This is a genomic window from Enterobacter sp. Acro-832 (assembly GCF_011752745.1).
Classification (GTDB): Bacteria; Pseudomonadota; Gammaproteobacteria; order Enterobacterales; family Enterobacteriaceae; genus Enterobacter; species Enterobacter quasiroggenkampii.
Genome location: NZ_VWWX01000002.1, coordinates 204,664 through 219,706 on the forward strand (window position 1 = coordinate 204,664; position 15,043 = coordinate 219,706).

Annotated in this window: 16 protein-coding genes and 1 riboswitch; of the genes, 11 read left to right on the forward strand and 5 right to left on the reverse strand. The window is 58.8% G+C overall.

Annotation, left to right across the window (positions count from 1 at the left end):
- Positions 1–66 precede the first annotated feature (66 nt).
- From bioB to bioD, 4 genes are read left to right on the forward strand one after another with little or no spacing between them, the layout of a single operon-like run.
- Positions 67–1,107, forward strand: a complete 1,041-nt coding sequence (bioB, locus tag F3J31_RS07440; RefSeq protein WP_008501133.1) for a biotin synthase BioB — start codon at positions 67–69, stop codon at positions 1,105–1,107.
- Positions 1,104–2,261 (forward strand): 8-amino-7-oxononanoate synthase, encoded by a 1,158-nt coding sequence (gene bioF, locus F3J31_RS07445; protein WP_167212263.1) that lies wholly within the window; start codon positions 1,104–1,106, stop codon positions 2,259–2,261. The genes bioB and bioF overlap by 4 nt, the downstream gene beginning before the upstream one ends.
- Entirely contained in the window at positions 2,245–3,000 is a 756-nt protein-coding gene (bioC, locus tag F3J31_RS07450) for a malonyl-ACP O-methyltransferase BioC (protein WP_167212266.1), read from the forward strand. Before bioF ends, bioC begins: the two co-directional genes overlap by 17 nt.
- The gene (gene bioD, locus F3J31_RS07455; RefSeq protein WP_048026995.1) at positions 2,993–3,694 is read left to right on the forward strand and encodes a dethiobiotin synthase; all 702 of its coding nucleotides are present in this window, start codon (positions 2,993–2,995) and stop codon (positions 3,692–3,694) included. Before bioC ends, bioD begins: the two co-directional genes overlap by 8 nt.
- Here the strand turns inward: bioD and F3J31_RS07460 are convergent.
- On the reverse strand, positions 3,657–4,379 hold the full coding sequence (locus tag F3J31_RS07460; protein ID WP_167212269.1) for an ATP-binding cassette domain-containing protein: 723 nt from the start codon (positions 4,377–4,379) through the stop codon (positions 3,657–3,659). The two genes, bioD and F3J31_RS07460, sit on opposite strands and share 38 nt — an antisense overlap.
- A gap of 752 nt (positions 4,380–5,131) precedes the next feature.
- Here F3J31_RS07460 and uvrB point away from each other — a divergent pair.
- On the forward strand, positions 5,132–7,147 hold the full coding sequence (gene uvrB / locus F3J31_RS07465) for an excinuclease ABC subunit UvrB (protein ID WP_167212272.1): 2,016 nt from the start codon (positions 5,132–5,134) through the stop codon (positions 7,145–7,147).
- Between the two features lie 65 nt (positions 7,148–7,212).
- Here uvrB and yvcK read toward each other — a convergent pair whose 3' ends face one another.
- The gene (yvcK, locus tag F3J31_RS07470; protein ID WP_045909485.1) at positions 7,213–8,121 is read right to left on the reverse strand and encodes a uridine diphosphate-N-acetylglucosamine-binding protein YvcK; all 909 of its coding nucleotides are present in this window, start codon (positions 8,119–8,121) and stop codon (positions 7,213–7,215) included.
- A gap of 225 nt (positions 8,122–8,346) precedes the next feature.
- A riboswitch (molybdenum cofactor riboswitch) is annotated at positions 8,347–8,481 on the forward strand.
- Here yvcK and moaA point away from each other — a divergent pair.
- The 6 genes from moaA (at position 8,469) to F3J31_RS07500 (ending at position 11,948) form a co-directional block, all read left to right on the forward strand.
- Positions 8,469–9,458, forward strand: coding sequence for a GTP 3',8-cyclase MoaA (gene moaA / locus F3J31_RS07475; RefSeq protein WP_053076358.1), 990 nt, complete (start codon positions 8,469–8,471; stop codon positions 9,456–9,458). It overlaps the preceding riboswitch by 13 nt.
- 24 nt (positions 9,459–9,482) lie before the next feature.
- Positions 9,483–9,995, forward strand: a complete 513-nt coding sequence (moaB, locus tag F3J31_RS07480) for a molybdenum cofactor biosynthesis protein B (RefSeq protein WP_045403780.1) — start codon at positions 9,483–9,485, stop codon at positions 9,993–9,995.
- A 3-nt stretch (positions 9,996–9,998) separates the two neighbouring features.
- Positions 9,999–10,484, forward strand: coding sequence for a cyclic pyranopterin monophosphate synthase MoaC (gene moaC / locus F3J31_RS07485; protein ID WP_008501142.1), 486 nt, complete (start codon positions 9,999–10,001; stop codon positions 10,482–10,484).
- Complete coding sequence (gene moaD / locus F3J31_RS07490) at positions 10,477–10,722, forward strand: molybdopterin synthase sulfur carrier subunit (protein WP_048222134.1); 246 nt, start codon at positions 10,477–10,479, stop codon at positions 10,720–10,722. The genes moaC and moaD overlap by 8 nt, the downstream gene beginning before the upstream one ends.
- Position 10,723: 1 nt before the next feature.
- The gene (gene moaE / locus F3J31_RS07495) at positions 10,724–11,176 is read left to right on the forward strand and encodes a molybdopterin synthase catalytic subunit MoaE (RefSeq protein ID WP_167212274.1); all 453 of its coding nucleotides are present in this window, start codon (positions 10,724–10,726) and stop codon (positions 11,174–11,176) included.
- Between the two features lie 64 nt (positions 11,177–11,240).
- Complete coding sequence (locus tag F3J31_RS07500; RefSeq protein WP_045909489.1) at positions 11,241–11,948, forward strand: Bax inhibitor-1/YccA family protein; 708 nt, start codon at positions 11,241–11,243, stop codon at positions 11,946–11,948.
- Between the two features lie 89 nt (positions 11,949–12,037).
- Here the strand turns inward: F3J31_RS07500 and F3J31_RS07505 are convergent, their stop codons facing one another.
- The 3 genes from F3J31_RS07505 to F3J31_RS07515 are packed head-to-tail and all read right to left on the reverse strand — an operon-like array spanning position 12,038 to position 14,996.
- Positions 12,038–13,000, reverse strand: a complete 963-nt coding sequence (locus F3J31_RS07505) for a YbhN family protein (RefSeq protein WP_063621219.1) — start codon at positions 12,998–13,000, stop codon at positions 12,038–12,040.
- A complete protein-coding gene (clsB, locus tag F3J31_RS07510) occupies positions 13,000–14,238 on the reverse strand; it encodes a cardiolipin synthase ClsB (RefSeq protein WP_045909491.1) in 1,239 nt (412 codons plus the stop codon). The genes F3J31_RS07505 and clsB overlap by 1 nt, the downstream gene beginning before the upstream one ends.
- Positions 14,235–14,996, reverse strand: coding sequence for an endonuclease/exonuclease/phosphatase family protein (locus F3J31_RS07515; RefSeq protein WP_111963824.1), 762 nt, complete (start codon positions 14,994–14,996; stop codon positions 14,235–14,237). Before F3J31_RS07515 ends, clsB begins: the two co-directional genes overlap by 4 nt.
- Positions 14,997–15,043 lie beyond the last annotated feature (47 nt).

Genomic DNA, 15,043 nt, shown 5'->3' on the forward strand with positions numbered 1-15,043 from the left:
TGAAAAGTTTTAGGTTTACGAGTATAAACCGAACCGAAAATTAACAAAACCCTTTGGAGAAGCCCGATGGCTCACCACGCACGCTGGACGATGTCGCAAGTTACTGAATTATTCAACAAACCTTTCCTTGAGCTGATGTTCGAAGCCCAACAGGTGCATCGTCAGCACTTCGATCCCCGCCATGTTCAGGTCAGCACCTTGCTGTCGATCAAGACCGGCGCCTGCCCGGAAGACTGCAAATATTGCCCGCAGAGTGCGCGCTACAAAACCGGTCTGGAGTCAGAGCGCCTGATGGAAGTGGAGCAGGTCCTCGACTCCGCGCGCAAGGCGAAAAACGCTGGCTCAACCCGCTTCTGCATGGGCGCGGCGTGGAAGAACCCGCACGATCGCGACATGCCGTACCTGGAGCAGATGGTGAAGGGCGTGAAGGAGATGGGCCTCGAAGCCTGCATGACCCTCGGTACGCTCAACGAAGAGCAGGCGCAGCGCCTCTCGGCCGCAGGGCTGGATTACTACAACCACAACCTCGACACCTCGCCGGAATTTTACGGCAATATCATCACCACGCGTACCTACCAGGAGCGTCTGGATACGCTGGATAAAGTGCGTGACGCGGGGATCAAGGTCTGTTCCGGCGGCATCGTGGGCTTAGGCGAGACGGTGAAAGACCGCGCGGGCCTGCTGCTGCAGCTGGCGAACCTGCCGACCCCGCCGGAAAGCGTGCCGATCAACATGCTGGTGAAGGTCAAGGGCACGCCGCTGGCGGATAACGAGGACGTGGATGCGTTTGATTTTATCCGCACCATCGCGGTGGCGCGCATCATGATGCCAACGTCTTACGTTCGCCTCTCAGCGGGCCGCGAGCAGATGAACGAGCAGACCCAGGCGATGTGCTTTATGGCCGGGGCCAACTCCATCTTCTACGGCTGCAAGCTGCTGACCACGCCTAACCCGGAAGAGGACAAAGACGTTCAGCTGTTCCGCAAGCTGGGGCTGAACCCGCATCAGACCGAGGTGCTGACGGGCGATAACGAGCAACAGCAGCAGCTGGAGCAGCAGATTTTCAATGCCGACACCGACCAGTTCTACAACGCGGCAGCCGTATGACCTGGCAGGCACGTATCAACTCTGCGCTCGACGACCGTCGGGCGGCAGAGGCATTTCGCGTTCGCAGGGTGGTGGAAAACGGCGCGGGCCGTTTTCTTACCCGTGAAGGCCAGCGGTTCTGCAATTTCTCCAGCAACGACTATCTCGGGCTGAGCCAGCATCCGGCCATTATCCGCGCCTGGCAGCAGGGCGCGGAGCGGTTTGGCGTGGGCAGCGGCGGATCGGGACACGTCAGCGGATACACCACGGCGCATCAGGCGCTGGAAGAGGCGCTTGCCGACTGGCTGGGCTACCCGCGCGCGCTGCTGTTTATCTCCGGCTTTGCCGCCAACCAGGCGGTCATCACGGCCCTGATGGGGAAGGCGGACCGCATTGTTGCCGACCGCCTGAGCCACGCCTCCCTGCTGGAGGCGGCAAATTTAAGCCCGGCGCAGCTGCGGCGTTTTGCCCATAACGATGCGGGACAGCTTGCTGCGCTGCTGAATAAACCCTGCGAAGGACAACAGTTGGCGGTCACGGAAGGGGTGTTCAGCATGGACGGCGACAGCGCGCCGCTTGCCGCGCTGCACGAGGCCGCAAAGCGGCAGCAGGCCTGGCTGCTGGTCGACGATGCCCACGGCGCTGGCGTGATGGGCGACGAAGGGCGCGGGAGCGCGTATCAGCAAAACGTGAAGCCGGAACTGCTGATTGTCACCTTCGGCAAAGGCTTTGGCGTCAGCGGTGCCGCCGTGCTGTGCAGCGAATCCGTCGCCGACTATCTGCTGCAGTTTGCCCGACACCTGATTTACAGCACCAGCATGCCTCCGGCGCAGGCCGTGGCGCTGTCAGCGTCGCTGGCGGTGATACGCAGCGCGGAAGGGGATGAGCGTCGCCAGCGGCTGGCAGAGCATATCACCCGCTTCCGTCAGGGACTCGCGGCGCTGCCCTTTCGCAGCACCGATTCGCAGAGCGCTATCCAGCCGGTGATTGTCGGTGAAAATGCCCGCGCGCTGGCTCTGGCACAGGCGCTGCGCCAGCGCGGCATGTGGGTCACGGCCATCCGCCCGCCCACTGTCCCACCGGGCACGGCGCGGCTGCGCTTAACCCTGACGGCGGCGCATGAACGACAGGATATTGAGACGTTGCTGGAGGCGCTCCATGATGCCGGTGAATAAGCAGGCCATCGCGGCGGCATTTGGCCGCGCCGCGCAGAGCTATTCGCAGCATGATGAGCTGCAGCGTCTGAGCGCGCAGGGGCTTCTGGCCGCGCTTGGCGAGAACCGTTTTCCCCAGGTGCTGGACGCCGGGTGTGGTCCCGGCAGCAACAGCCGTTACTGGCGCGGGGCGGGAAGCCAGGTGACGGCTATCGATCTCTCAGCACAGATGCTGGAAGAGGCGCGCCAGCGGCAGGCAGCAGATCGTTATCTGCTGGCCGATATCGAGGCGATCCCGCTGGCGGACGCGCAGTTTGATCTGGTCTGGAGTCATCTGGCGGTTCAGTGGTGCAGCAGCCTGCCGCAGGCCTTGCGTGAGCTTTATCGCGTGGCGCGACCGGGCGGGAAGGTGGCGTTTACCACCCTGCTGGAAAGTTCGCTGCCGGAGCTGAATCAGGCCTGGCAGGCAGTCGATGAACAGCCGCACGCTAACCGGTTTTTATCGCATGATCAGGTGGCGCAGGCGCTGGCAGGCTGGCGCGCTCGCAGCGTGGTGCAGACCATCACGCTCAATTTTAGCGATGCGTTCAGCGCCATGCGTTCGCTGAAGGGCATAGGCGCCACGCACCTGCATACCGGACGCGAGAAAAAACCGCTCACCCGCGGTCAGCTGCAGCGCCTTGAGCTGGCCTGGCCGCAGCAGCGGGGTCAATTCCCGCTCTCCTATCAACTTTTTCATGGGATTATCGAACGTGACTGAACGTTATTTTGTCACCGGCACGGACACAGAAGTGGGCAAAACGGTGGCCAGCTCGGCGCTGCTGCAGGCGGCACGGCTGCTCGGGAAAAACACCGCCGGGTATAAGCCCGTGGCGTCCGGCAGCGAGATGACGGCGGAAGGGTTACGCAACACCGACGCGCTGGCGCTCCAGCGTAACAGCACGCGTGAACTCGCCTATTCCGCGGTGAATCCGTACACCTTTGCCGAGCCGACCTCGCCGCACATTATCAGCGCCGATGAAGGTCGTCCGATTGATTTCGCCGTGCTGTCTGCCGGACTGCGGACGCTGGAAAATCAGGCCGACTGGGTGCTGGTGGAAGGGGCTGGCGGCTGGTTTACGCCACTTTCGGACACGCAGACGTTTGCTGACTGGGTGCAGGCCGAGCAGCTTCCGGTCATTCTTGTCGTCGGCGTCAAGCTGGGCTGCATCAATCACGCCATGTTGACCGCGCAGGCCGTACAGCAGGCCGGGCTGCGTCTGGCGGGCTGGATAGCCAACGACGTGGTTGCGCCGGGTAAACGACACCTGGAGTATCTGGCGACGCTCAGGCGCGTCCTGCCCGCCCCGTGCCTCGGGGAGATCCCATGGCTTGCTGACGGCGCGGAAAATGCCGAAACAGGACGTTATCTCGATCTCAGCGTTTTGCTTCCCGCGACATCCAGTGAGCGATAAGCTCATCATCCAGTTCGTTAACGTGGCCCTGCGCCACGTTACGCCCGCGATAGAGCATACAGAAACGGTCCGCCACCCGACGGATAAACGACAGCTGCTGCTCCGCTAACAGCACCGTCATACCCAGCTCCCGGTTTAATCGCCCCAGCAGCTGCACCAGCTTCTGGGCAACGCTGTGCCCCGCGCCGTGCAGGGGTTCATCCAGGATCAGCAGGTGAGGGCGGTTTACCAGCGCATTAGCCAGCGCCAGCTGATACTGGTCGTCCGGAGAGAGCGTGTTAGCGCGGGTTTGCCGCACCCCATAGAGCCCCGGAAACAGGTCGTAAACGTCATTTTTCGCCTCCGGATTAGGTTTCCCCGTCGCCCGCATGGCGATATGCAGGTTCTCCTCAATCGTTAGCTGAGAGAAGATCCGCCTGTCCTGCGAGACATAGCCAATCCCCGGCCCGGAACGCTGTTCTGACGGCGGGTGGAGCAAATCACGCGGCGGCGCGCCCGCCTCATACCAGATGATGCTGCCGCTTTCGACGGGCACTTTCCCGGCGATGCAATTCATGAGGGTGGTTTTCCCCATCCCCGGCAGGCCAACGACGCCTGTACACATCCCTTGCGGAAAATCTAAATCCACATTCCATAGCGTATGTTGACTTCCGTAAAACTGATTCACTGCACGCAGACTCAACATCTTTCTCTCCTTAAAAATGTGTGTAGGTGTGGCTCGTGGATGAATCTGCAAAACCCCTGCCATAAAGCGGAAAGTGGTTAAAAAAGCGACTTTTTTAGGAATAAGTCACAGAAGCGCGGCGGATAAAAACCGGGCTTGCACATCGACGGTGCTGGCGGTGGTGAGTTGTGGTGCAGAGCCCGAAAGGGTGAAAATGTGAGCAAGATCGCATCGGTTGGTTATGAATGACGCAACTGTTAATCAGCAAAAAATAGCTATAAAAATTTTTTGCCGCCGTCTCGTGGGAAAATCCGGGAATTTGCGGAGCGCCAGTCTGTATGGGCTGGAAGCAGTTATCCACTATTCCTGTGGATAACCATGTGCATTAGAGTTAGAAAACACGCGATAAGCGAGAGAAGACGCGGCTTACGCCCAAATTGACGCGAAACGCGGCTTTAGAAAATATCGTTTAGTTTTTAATTGCTTAGATAAAAGCAATTCCCGTCATGAAAGTGTCACCGGTTGCCACAAAACTATCATTACCTGGCTTGACAAATGTTAAAAAAGAAAAAGTTCTGGGGATAACCTGACCTGACTGGTGTTTTATGTTGTCACAGTCCAAATTTTGGTCGCTATCGCGCTAATCATTCAGGCGCTACTCTAAATATCCTGACATGCTACTGGTTTTTCATCCAGTGTTTTTTACTGGCATTCCTGGCAACAAGGAGTAAAATTACTCACCTGCCGCTTATAACGTCATCAGGTTGTCGCCCATGAGTAAACCGTTCAAATTGAGTTCTGCTTTCCGTCCATCTGGCGATCAGCCTGAGGCGATCCGTCGTCTGGAAGAAGGACTGGAGGATGGGCTGGCGCACCAGACGCTGCTGGGGGTAACCGGCTCGGGTAAAACATTTACCATTGCCAACGTGATTGCGGATCTCCAGCGCCCAACGATGGTGCTGGCGCCCAATAAAACCCTGGCGGCGCAGCTTTACGGCGAGATGAAAGAGTTCTTCCCGGAAAACGCGGTAGAGTATTTCGTCTCCTACTACGATTACTACCAGCCTGAAGCCTATGTGCCGAGCTCTGACACCTTCATTGAGAAAGATGCCTCGGTGAACGAACACATCGAGCAGATGCGACTGTCGGCCACAAAGGCGCTGCTGGAGCGTCGCGATGTGATCGTCGTCGCCTCGGTTTCCGCGATCTACGGTCTGGGCGATCCGGATCTCTATCTCAAGATGATGCTGCACCTGACGCAGGGGATGATCATCGACCAGCGCGCGATTTTGCGTCGCCTGGCGGAGCTGCAGTACACCCGCAACGACCAGGCCTTCCAGCGCGGCACCTTCCGCGTGCGCGGTGAAGTGATCGACATCTTCCCGGCAGAATCGGACGATATGGCGCTGCGCGTCGAGCTGTTTGACGAAGAGGTTGAACGCCTGTCGCTCTTCGACCCGCTGACCGGACACGTTGAGTCGGTGATCCAGCGCTTCACCATCTACCCGAAAACGCACTACGTGACGCCGCGCGAGCGAATCGTGCAGGCGATGGAAGAGATCAAAGTGGAGCTGGCCGAGCGGCGTAAGGTGCTGCTGGCGAACAATAAGCTGCTGGAAGAGCAGCGCCTGAGTCAGCGTACCCAGTTCGACCTGGAGATGATGAACGAGCTGGGCTACTGCTCCGGCATTGAAAACTACTCCCGCTTCCTCTCCGGGCGCGGGCCGGGGGAGCCGCCACCGACGCTGTTTGATTACCTTCCGGCCGACGGTTTGCTGGTGATCGACGAATCCCACGTCACGATCCCGCAGATCGGCGGGATGTACCGTGGCGACCGGGCGCGTAAGGAGACGCTGGTGGAGTACGGATTCCGCCTGCCGTCAGCGCTGGATAACCGTCCGATGAAGTTTGAAGAGTTTGAGGCGCTGGCGCCGCAAACCATCTACGTCTCGGCCACGCCGGGCAACTATGAGCTGGAAAAATCGGGCGATGAGGTGGTTGACCAGGTGGTACGTCCGACCGGGCTGCTGGATCCGGTTATCGAGGTGCGTCCGGTAGCCACGCAGGTGGACGACCTGCTCTCTGAGATCCGCGCCCGTTCCGCCATCAACGAGCGCGTGCTGGTGACCACGCTCACCAAGCGTATGGCGGAAGACCTGACCGAGTATCTTGAAGAGCACGGCGAGAAGGTGCGTTATCTGCACTCGGATATCGATACCGTGGAGCGCATGGAGATTATCCGCGACCTGCGTCTGGGCGAGTTTGATGTGCTGGTAGGGATTAACCTGCTGCGAGAAGGTCTCGATATGCCGGAGGTCTCGCTGGTGGCGATTCTGGATGCGGACAAAGAGGGCTTCCTGCGTTCCGAGCGTTCGCTGATTCAGACCATTGGCCGCGCCGCGCGTAACGTCAACGGTAAAGCGATTCTGTACGGTGACAAAATTACCCCGTCGATGGCGAAAGCGATTGGTGAGACGGAGCGCCGCCGTGAGAAACAGCAGCGCTACAACGAAGAACACGGCATTACCCCGCAGGGGCTGAACAAGAAGGTGGTGGATATTCTGGCGCTGGGTCAGAACATCGCCAAAACCAAAGCGAAAGGCCGCGGCAAGGCGCGTTCAGTGGTGGAAGAAGATACCGTCGTGCTGACGCCAAAAGCGCTGCAGCAGAAAATCCACGAGCTGGAAGGGCAGATGATGCAGCACGCGCAGAACCTGGAGTTTGAAGAGGCGGCGCAGATCCGCGACCAGCTTCATCAGCTGCGGGATCTGTTTATCGCGGCGTCGTGAGTAAAGCATTGTTTTCTCCCTCTCCCCGTGGGAGAGGGCCGGGGTGAGGGCATCAGGCCGCAAATCTAACCCAGCGCCTGAATCGCCTTCTCCAGCGCCTCGCGCAGCAGATGGCGGTCGTGGCGATACTTGATGTCTGAGGCCTCCAGCGGCTCCTGCACCACCAGGCGATCGCCGATACCGGATACATCCACCTTCGGCCCTACCACCACGCCGTCAATGATCTTCTTACCGACGTAATGCTCCATCAAATTGAGTTTATCCGACAGCGACAGGCTTGCGGCTGCCGGGCTCAGTTCACGCCCGAGGTTACCGATGTAAACCATTGGCGCAGGGGTGCGACGCAGCGCCTGCGCCAGCTCTTTCACCAGCAAGATGGGCATCAGGCTGGTGTAAAAACTGCCCGGACCGATCAGAATTAAATCCGCGTCGCCAATTGCTTCTACGGCTTCACGCGTCGCCGGCACGCTCGGGTAAGTCATCAGCTCTTTGGGCGGCAGCAGAAGCTGGTCAATATTCACCTCGCCGTAAACTTCATGCCCTTCGGCGTCGATGGCCATCAAGTCAACCGGTTGTTCAGACATGGGGATCAGGAATGCGTCCACTTTGAGCAGATTACGGATCAGATTGATGGCTTCGAGAGGCCTTACGCTCAGGTGATCCAGCGCCTTTAACATCAGATTTCCGAGGTTATGTCCGGAAAGTTCGCCATTGCCGCCAAAACGGTACTCAAACATCGCCGACGCGACGCTCGGCTCGGTAATTAACTGGTTCAGGCAGTTGCGCATATCGCCCCAGGCAATGCCGCCTTCGGCACGTCTGATCCGCCCGGTTGAGCCGCCGTTGTCGGTGGTGGTCACTATCCCTGTCAGCCTTGAGCCGAGTGACGACAATGAGGACATGACGCGGCCCAGGCCGTGGCCTCCGCCAAGAGCGACCACTCGGTCAAGATCCGCAAAAGTGCGATTGCGCATACGTATTCCTTATCACGTTCGATCGCGTAACAGTAACCTAACTACCCCTAAAAGACGATGCCTCACCCGATGCAAAATGACGTATATCAATGTGAAAGTGCGATTTTTAGGTATTCTGTAGCGAAAATGGACGAATGATTCGCTATATACGTAATTATATAGCGAAAAGCGACAATGGCGCTGTCCGAATTTCCGCGCTACTATCGCCCTAACCACGTTTTCAACATTGAAAACATACACTCTAGCCCTTGTGCCTGTGTCGAAAGATATGGCGCTCTGGCCGTGGCGAATTTGCCACCAGGGTACAGAAAGAAATGACTGTGCCTCCCGTATCTGGAAAGGTGTACATGGCTTCACAACTTACTGATGCTTTCGCGCGTAAGTTTTATTACTTACGTCTGTCGATTACCGATGTGTGCAATTTCCGTTGCACCTACTGCCTGCCCGACGGCTACAAACCGGGCAGCGTCACCAATAACGGCTTTCTCTCCGTGGATGAAGTGCGCCGCGTCACACGCGCCTTCTCTGAACTCGGCACCGAAAAAGTGCGCCTTACCGGCGGTGAACCCTCGCTGCGCCGCGATTTCCCCGACATCATTGCCGCCGTGCGTGAAAACGAACGTATCCGCCAGATTGCGGTGACCACCAACGGTTACCGTATGGCGCGCGACGTAGCCACCTGGCGCGATGCGGGCTTAACCGCTATTAACGTCAGCGTGGACAGTCTGGACGCCCGCCAGTTTCACGCCATTACCGGCCAGGATAAATTCCAGCAGGTCATGGACGGTATCGATGCGGCATTTGCGGCCGGCTTCGAAAAAGTCAAAGTCAACACGGTGCTGATGCGTGATGTAAACCATCACCAGCTCGATACCTTCCTGGCGTGGATCAAAACCCGCCCTATTCAGCTGCGTTTTATTGAGCTGATGGAAACCGGTGAGGGCAGCGAGCTGTTTCGCCGCCATCACATCTCCGGCATGGTGCTGCGCGACGAACTGCTCAGGCGCGGCTGGATCCACCAGATCCGCCAGCGCAGCGACGGTCCGGCGCAGGTCTTCTGCCATCCTGATTATGAAGGCGAGATCGGGCTTATCATGCCTTACGAGAAAGACTTCTGCGCCAGCTGCAACCGCCTGCGCGTCTCTTCCGTGGGCAAACTCCATCTCTGCTTGTTCGGCGACGGCGGCGTGGACCTTCGCGATCTGCTGGAAGACGATGCGCAGCAGGACGCGCTTGAAGCGCGCATTTCTGAAGCACTGACGCATAAAAAACAGACCCACTTCCTGCATCAGGGCAATACCGGCATTACTCAGAACCTGTCTTACATCGGCGGGTAACCAGTCTTAAGAAGGAATCAGAAGATGAGTCAGGTCAGCGCAGAATTTATCCCGACACGCATTGCGATCCTTACCGTTTCCGACCGCCGTGGCGAAGAGGATGATACCTCCGGCCACTGGCTGCGCGAGGCGGCCCATGACGCGGGGCATAACATTGTTGATAAAGCGATCGTGAAGGAAAACCGCTACGCCATTCGTGCGCAGGTCTCGCAGTGGATCGCCAGTGATGAGGTGCAGGTGGTGCTGATCACCGGCGGCACCGGCTTTACCGCGGGCGATCAGGCGCCTGAAGCGCTGCTCCCGCTGTTCGACCGCGAGGTGGAAGGCTTCGGCGAGGTGTTCCGCATGCTCTCCTTTGAAGAGATTGGCACCTCCACGCTGCAGTCGCGCGCCGTTGCCGGGGTGGCGAACAAAACCCTGATTTTCGCCATGCCGGGCTCGACGAAAGCCTGCCGAACCGCGTGGGAAAACATCATCGCCCCGCAGCTGGATGCCCGTACCCGTCCGTGTAATTTCCATCCCCATTTAAAGAAATAAGCTATGTCACAACTGACCCACATTAACGCCGCTGGCGAAGCGCATATGGTTGACGTCTCCGCCAAAGCGGAAACGGTGCGCGAGGCGCGCGCGGAAGCGTTCGTCACCATGCTGCCGGAAACACTGGCGATGATTATCGACGGCAGCCATCACAAGGGTGATGTCTTTGCGACCGCGCGCATCGCGGGTATTCAGGCCGCCAAGCGCACCTGGGATCTCATCCCGCTGTGCCATCCGCTGATGCTGAGCAAGGTGGAGGTGAACCTGCAGGCCCAGCCGGAGCACAATCGCGTGCGGATTGAATCGCTGTGCCGCTTAACCGGTAAAACCGGCGTGGAGATGGAGGCGCTGACGGCGGCCTCCGTTGCCGCGCTGACCATCTACGACATGTGCAAAGCGGTGCAGAAAGATATGGTGATTGGCCCGGTTCGCCTGCTGGCAAAAAGCGGTGGCAAATCCGGTGATTTTAAGGTGGACAGCCATGATTAAGGTGCTCTTTTTTGCGCAGGTGCGCGAGCTGGTCAATACCGACAGCCTGACGCTGGATGCCTCTTTTGAAAACGTTGCGGCCCTGCGCGCGCATCTGGCGGCACAGGGCGACCGCTGGGCGCTGGCGCTCGATGAAGGGAAGCTGCTGGCCGCCGTTAACCAGACGCTGGTGGAGCTTACCCATCCGCTGAAGGCCGGGGATGAAGTGGCCTTCTTCCCGCCGGTGACAGGGGGCTAAGATGGCTGAAACCCGAATTCTGGTGAGCCCCGAGCGTTTTAACGTGGGGACCGAATACAGCTGGCTGGCGGAACGCGATGAAGACGGCGCGGTCGTGACCTTTACCGGCAAAGTGCGCAACCATAACCTCGGTGACAGCGTGAAGGCGCTGACGCTGGAGCATTATCCCGGCATGACGGAAAAATCGCTGGCGGAGATTGTCGACGAGGCGCGGGGCCGCTGGCCGCTCGGGCGCGTCACTGTGATTCACCGCATCGGCGAGATGTGGCCCGGCGAGGAGATTGTCTTTGTCGGGGTGACCAGCGCCCACCGCGGCAGCGCGTTTGCCGCCGGGGAGTTCATTATGGATTTCCTCAAAACCAAAGCCCCGTTCTGGAAGCGCGAAGCCACGCCGGAAGGCGATCGCTGGGTAGAATCTCGCGATAGCGATAAACAGGCCGCCAGCCGTTGGTAGTCGGTTTACGTGGATGTGTTACTCTTAACGAGTGTGTCTACTTAATCTTAATCAGGAGTGAATCATGGACCGATTTCCGCGTTCCGATTCAATAGTACAGCAGACCCGTAGCGGCCTGCAGACGTATATGGCTCAGGTGTACGGCTGGATGACGGTTGGCCTGCTGCTTACCGCGTTTATCGCGTGGTATGCGGCGAACACGCCGGAGCTGATGATGTTTATCTTCTCCAGCAAAATCACCTTCTTTGGGCTGATTATCGCGCAGCTGGCGCTGGTGTTTGTGCTTTCGGGTCTGGTGCACAAGCTGAGTGCCGGCATGGCAACGACCCTGTTTATGCTCTATTCGGCGCTAACGGGGCTGACGCTTTCCAGCATCTTTATCGTTTACACCTACTCATCCATCGCCAGCACCTTCGTGGTCACCGGCGGGATGTTTGGTGCGATGAGCCTGTACGGTTACACCACGAAGCGCGATCTGAGCGGTTTCGGCAGCATGCTGTTTATGGGGCTGATTGGGATTGTGCTGGCGTCACTGGTGAACCTGTGGCTGAAGAGCGAAGCGCTGATGTGGGCCGTGACCTACATCGGGGTGGTGATCTTCGTTGGATTGACGGCGTATGACACCCAGAAGCTGAAAAACATCGGCGAGCAGATCGACGTGCGCGACAGTTCAAACCTGCGCAAATATTCGATTCTGGGCGCGCTGACGCTCTATCTGGACTTCATCAACCTGTTCCTGATGCTGCTGCGAATTCTTGGCAACCGTCGTTAAGATTGCTTTGCCGGGTGGCGGTTTCGCCTTACCCGGCCTACGAAGCGCGAACCGTAGGTCGGGTAAGGCGAAGCCGCCACCCGACTTATTCACTTCGCTAGCATCCTCTCATTCTTCGCCCGCAGCTTTTTCGCCCGACTTTCCAGCACCAGATAGCAGATCGTTGCCAGCGCCAGCGGCAGGAAGTAATACAGCATGCGGTACGCCAGCAGGGCGGCGATAATCGTTCCCTGAGAAACATGCTCCCCGGCCAGCAGGGCAATAAACACCGCCTCCAGCACGCCGATCCCCGCCGGAATATGCACAATCACCCCGGCAATACTGCTCACCAGCAGCACGCCCAGCACGAAGAAGTAGTTTACGTCCTCGCCGATCAGCAGCCAGATGATGGCTCCCATCGCCATCCAGTTGGCGCTGGAAACCGCCATCTGCAGCACCGCAAACTTCCACGAGGGCAGGACCAGCTTTTGCCCTTTAATGGTCATATGACGGCGTCTGGCAAAGGCGCAGGCCCACAGATAAACGGCGATAATCAGCAGCAGTACGATGCCCAGAATCCGCAGCGTGGCCTCATCGATATACCAGTGCGCGGGCAACTGCACCACGCCGATGGTGAAGATCACCCCGCCGAGCAGAATATAGCCCAGCCAGTTGGTGGTAATGCTCAGGGAAAAAATGCGCGTGATGGTCCCGCCCGGCAGGCCGAGCCGCGAGTAGAGGCGATAGCGCATGCCAATCCCCCCGACCCAGGTGCTCAGCGTCAGGTTAAAGGCGTAGCAGATAAACGACACCAGCATTACCTGACGTTTGGCCAGCTTGTGGCCGCAGTAGGCCCGACCCAGCAGATCATAGCAGCCGTACATCAGGTAGCTTACGATAACCAGCCCCGTCGCGCCCAGCAGCACCATCCGGTTATAGTTGCGGATAACCTTCCACACCTCTTCCCAGTCCACTTTCTGCGCGTAGACCACCAACAGCACCGCGACGGCAATAAAGAATACCCAGGTGAGGATCTTTTTTGCCAGACGCCAGCGTGGATGCGATTTCGACATCAGGGTTTGCCTCCGTCTTCCGCTTCTATGCGGTCCTGGGTTTCCATTTCGGGTTGTACCGGCGGGTCCACCTGCGCCAGCTTCGGCGTATGCGCTGGCAGCCAGCCGACCATCGCCGGGAAATGCCGCAGAAAGTGGAACACCACCACGCTGATGCCCAGGTTCCACCAGGTGCGTTTGGGGACCATGGACTCATCCACGCGCACGCAGTCGTTAACGATCAACGCCTGCAGGTTATCCCGCAGGGTCTGGTTAAACTGGCGGTCGTGAATGATCAGGTTGGCTTCAAGGTTAAGCGACAGGCTCAGCGGATCGAGGTTGCTGGAGCCCACGGTGGCCCAGTGATCGTCCATCAGCGCGACTTTGCCGTGCAGCGGTCGACGGCGGTATTCGTAGATCTGAACGCCGCCCTTCACCAGGTAGTTGTACAGCAGCCGCGCCCCGACTTTGACGATCGGCATATCCGGCTCGCCCTGGACAATCAGCTTCACGCGCACGCCGCGTCTTGCAGCATTTCGCATGGCATGCAGCAGGCGATAGCCCGGGAAGAAGTAGGCGTTGGCGATGATCACTTCGCGCTTGGCGTTGGCGAGCATCTTAAGGTAGTGACGTTCAATGTCGTCCCGGTGCTCGCCGTTGTCGCGCCAGACGAAAAGCGCCTGCGCTTCACCGGGCTTCCGGTTCTCTTCCGGGCGATGGCGGCGTCGCCACCAGCGGCGAACGGCCTCTTTCCCCGGCAGGTTCTCCAGCTCAAACAGCAAGATGTCCTGCACCACCGGGCCTTCAATGCGAATGGCGTAATCCTGCTTCGCTTCCGGGCCGTAGTCGGACATATGCTCAGCGGAGTAGTTAATGCCGCCGACAAACGCCACCGTCTCATCCACCACCACAATTTTGCGGTGCATCCGGCGGAAAAGGTTGGTACGCATGCCGAACAGGCGAGGGCCGGGATCGTAGTAGCGGAACACCACCCCCGCGGCGGTCAGTTCATTGACGAACGCATCGCTGAGGTCTGGCGAGCCGTAGCCATCCAGCAGTACTTCAATTTTGACGCCGCGCTGTGCGGCGCGCAGCAGCACGCTGTGCAGCTGCTTGCCGACGTTGTCTTCGAACCAGATAAAGGTTTCGAGGATTACCTTCTGCTGGGCGTGATCAATCGCCTTAAACACGGCCGGGTAATACTCGTCCCCGTTGACCAGCAGCGTGATCCGGTTGCCTTCCTGCCAGGAACATTTCATAGGTGGATCTCCGCGCTGAGCGGGGCATGGTCGGAAAGATGCCGCCAGTTAAGGAGCGCCAGGGCGGTCGGGCTGCTGGCATGGGCATTTTTTACGTAGATGCGGTCAAGCCGCAACAGCGGGAAACGGACCGGGAATGTGCGCGCAGGCCTGCCGTTCGCCCGGGTGAAAATTTCCTCCAGTCCGGCCTCCACCTTCAGGGGGTGGTTGGCCCGCTGGCGCCAGTCGTTGAAATCGCCTGCCACCACTACCGGTTCACCCTCGGGGAGCGCGTTGGTCCATTCGGCCAGCATTTTCAGCTGCGCCTGACGATGGGCTTCGCGCAGGCCCAGGTGAACGCAGCCGACGTGGATGGGCAGCTCAAGGTCGGGCGGGGTAATGCGGCAGTACAGCAGGCCGCGTTTTTCGCTCTCCCCGACGGAAACGTCGCGGTTCTCGTAATGTTCAATGGGGTAGCGGGACAGCACCGCGTTGCCGTGATGCCCTTCCGGATAGACCGCGTTGCGGCCGTAGGCATAATCACTCCACATGGTGTCGGCCAGAAATTCATAGTGCGGCGTGTCGGGCCAGTTCTCAAAGTGAAGCGGATGCACTTCGTGTGCACCCATTACCTCCTGCAGGCAGACAATATCCGCGCTGACGGTGCGCACCGCGTCGCGCAGCTCCGGTAAAATGAAGCGGCGGTTAAATGCTGTGAAGCCTTTATGAATGTTTATCGTCAGCACTTTAAGCGAGAAATGCTGCATTTTTTTCGTCATAAGCTCCTTCCTGAGTGACTATCCCAATGAAAATAAAGTGTAGTCGG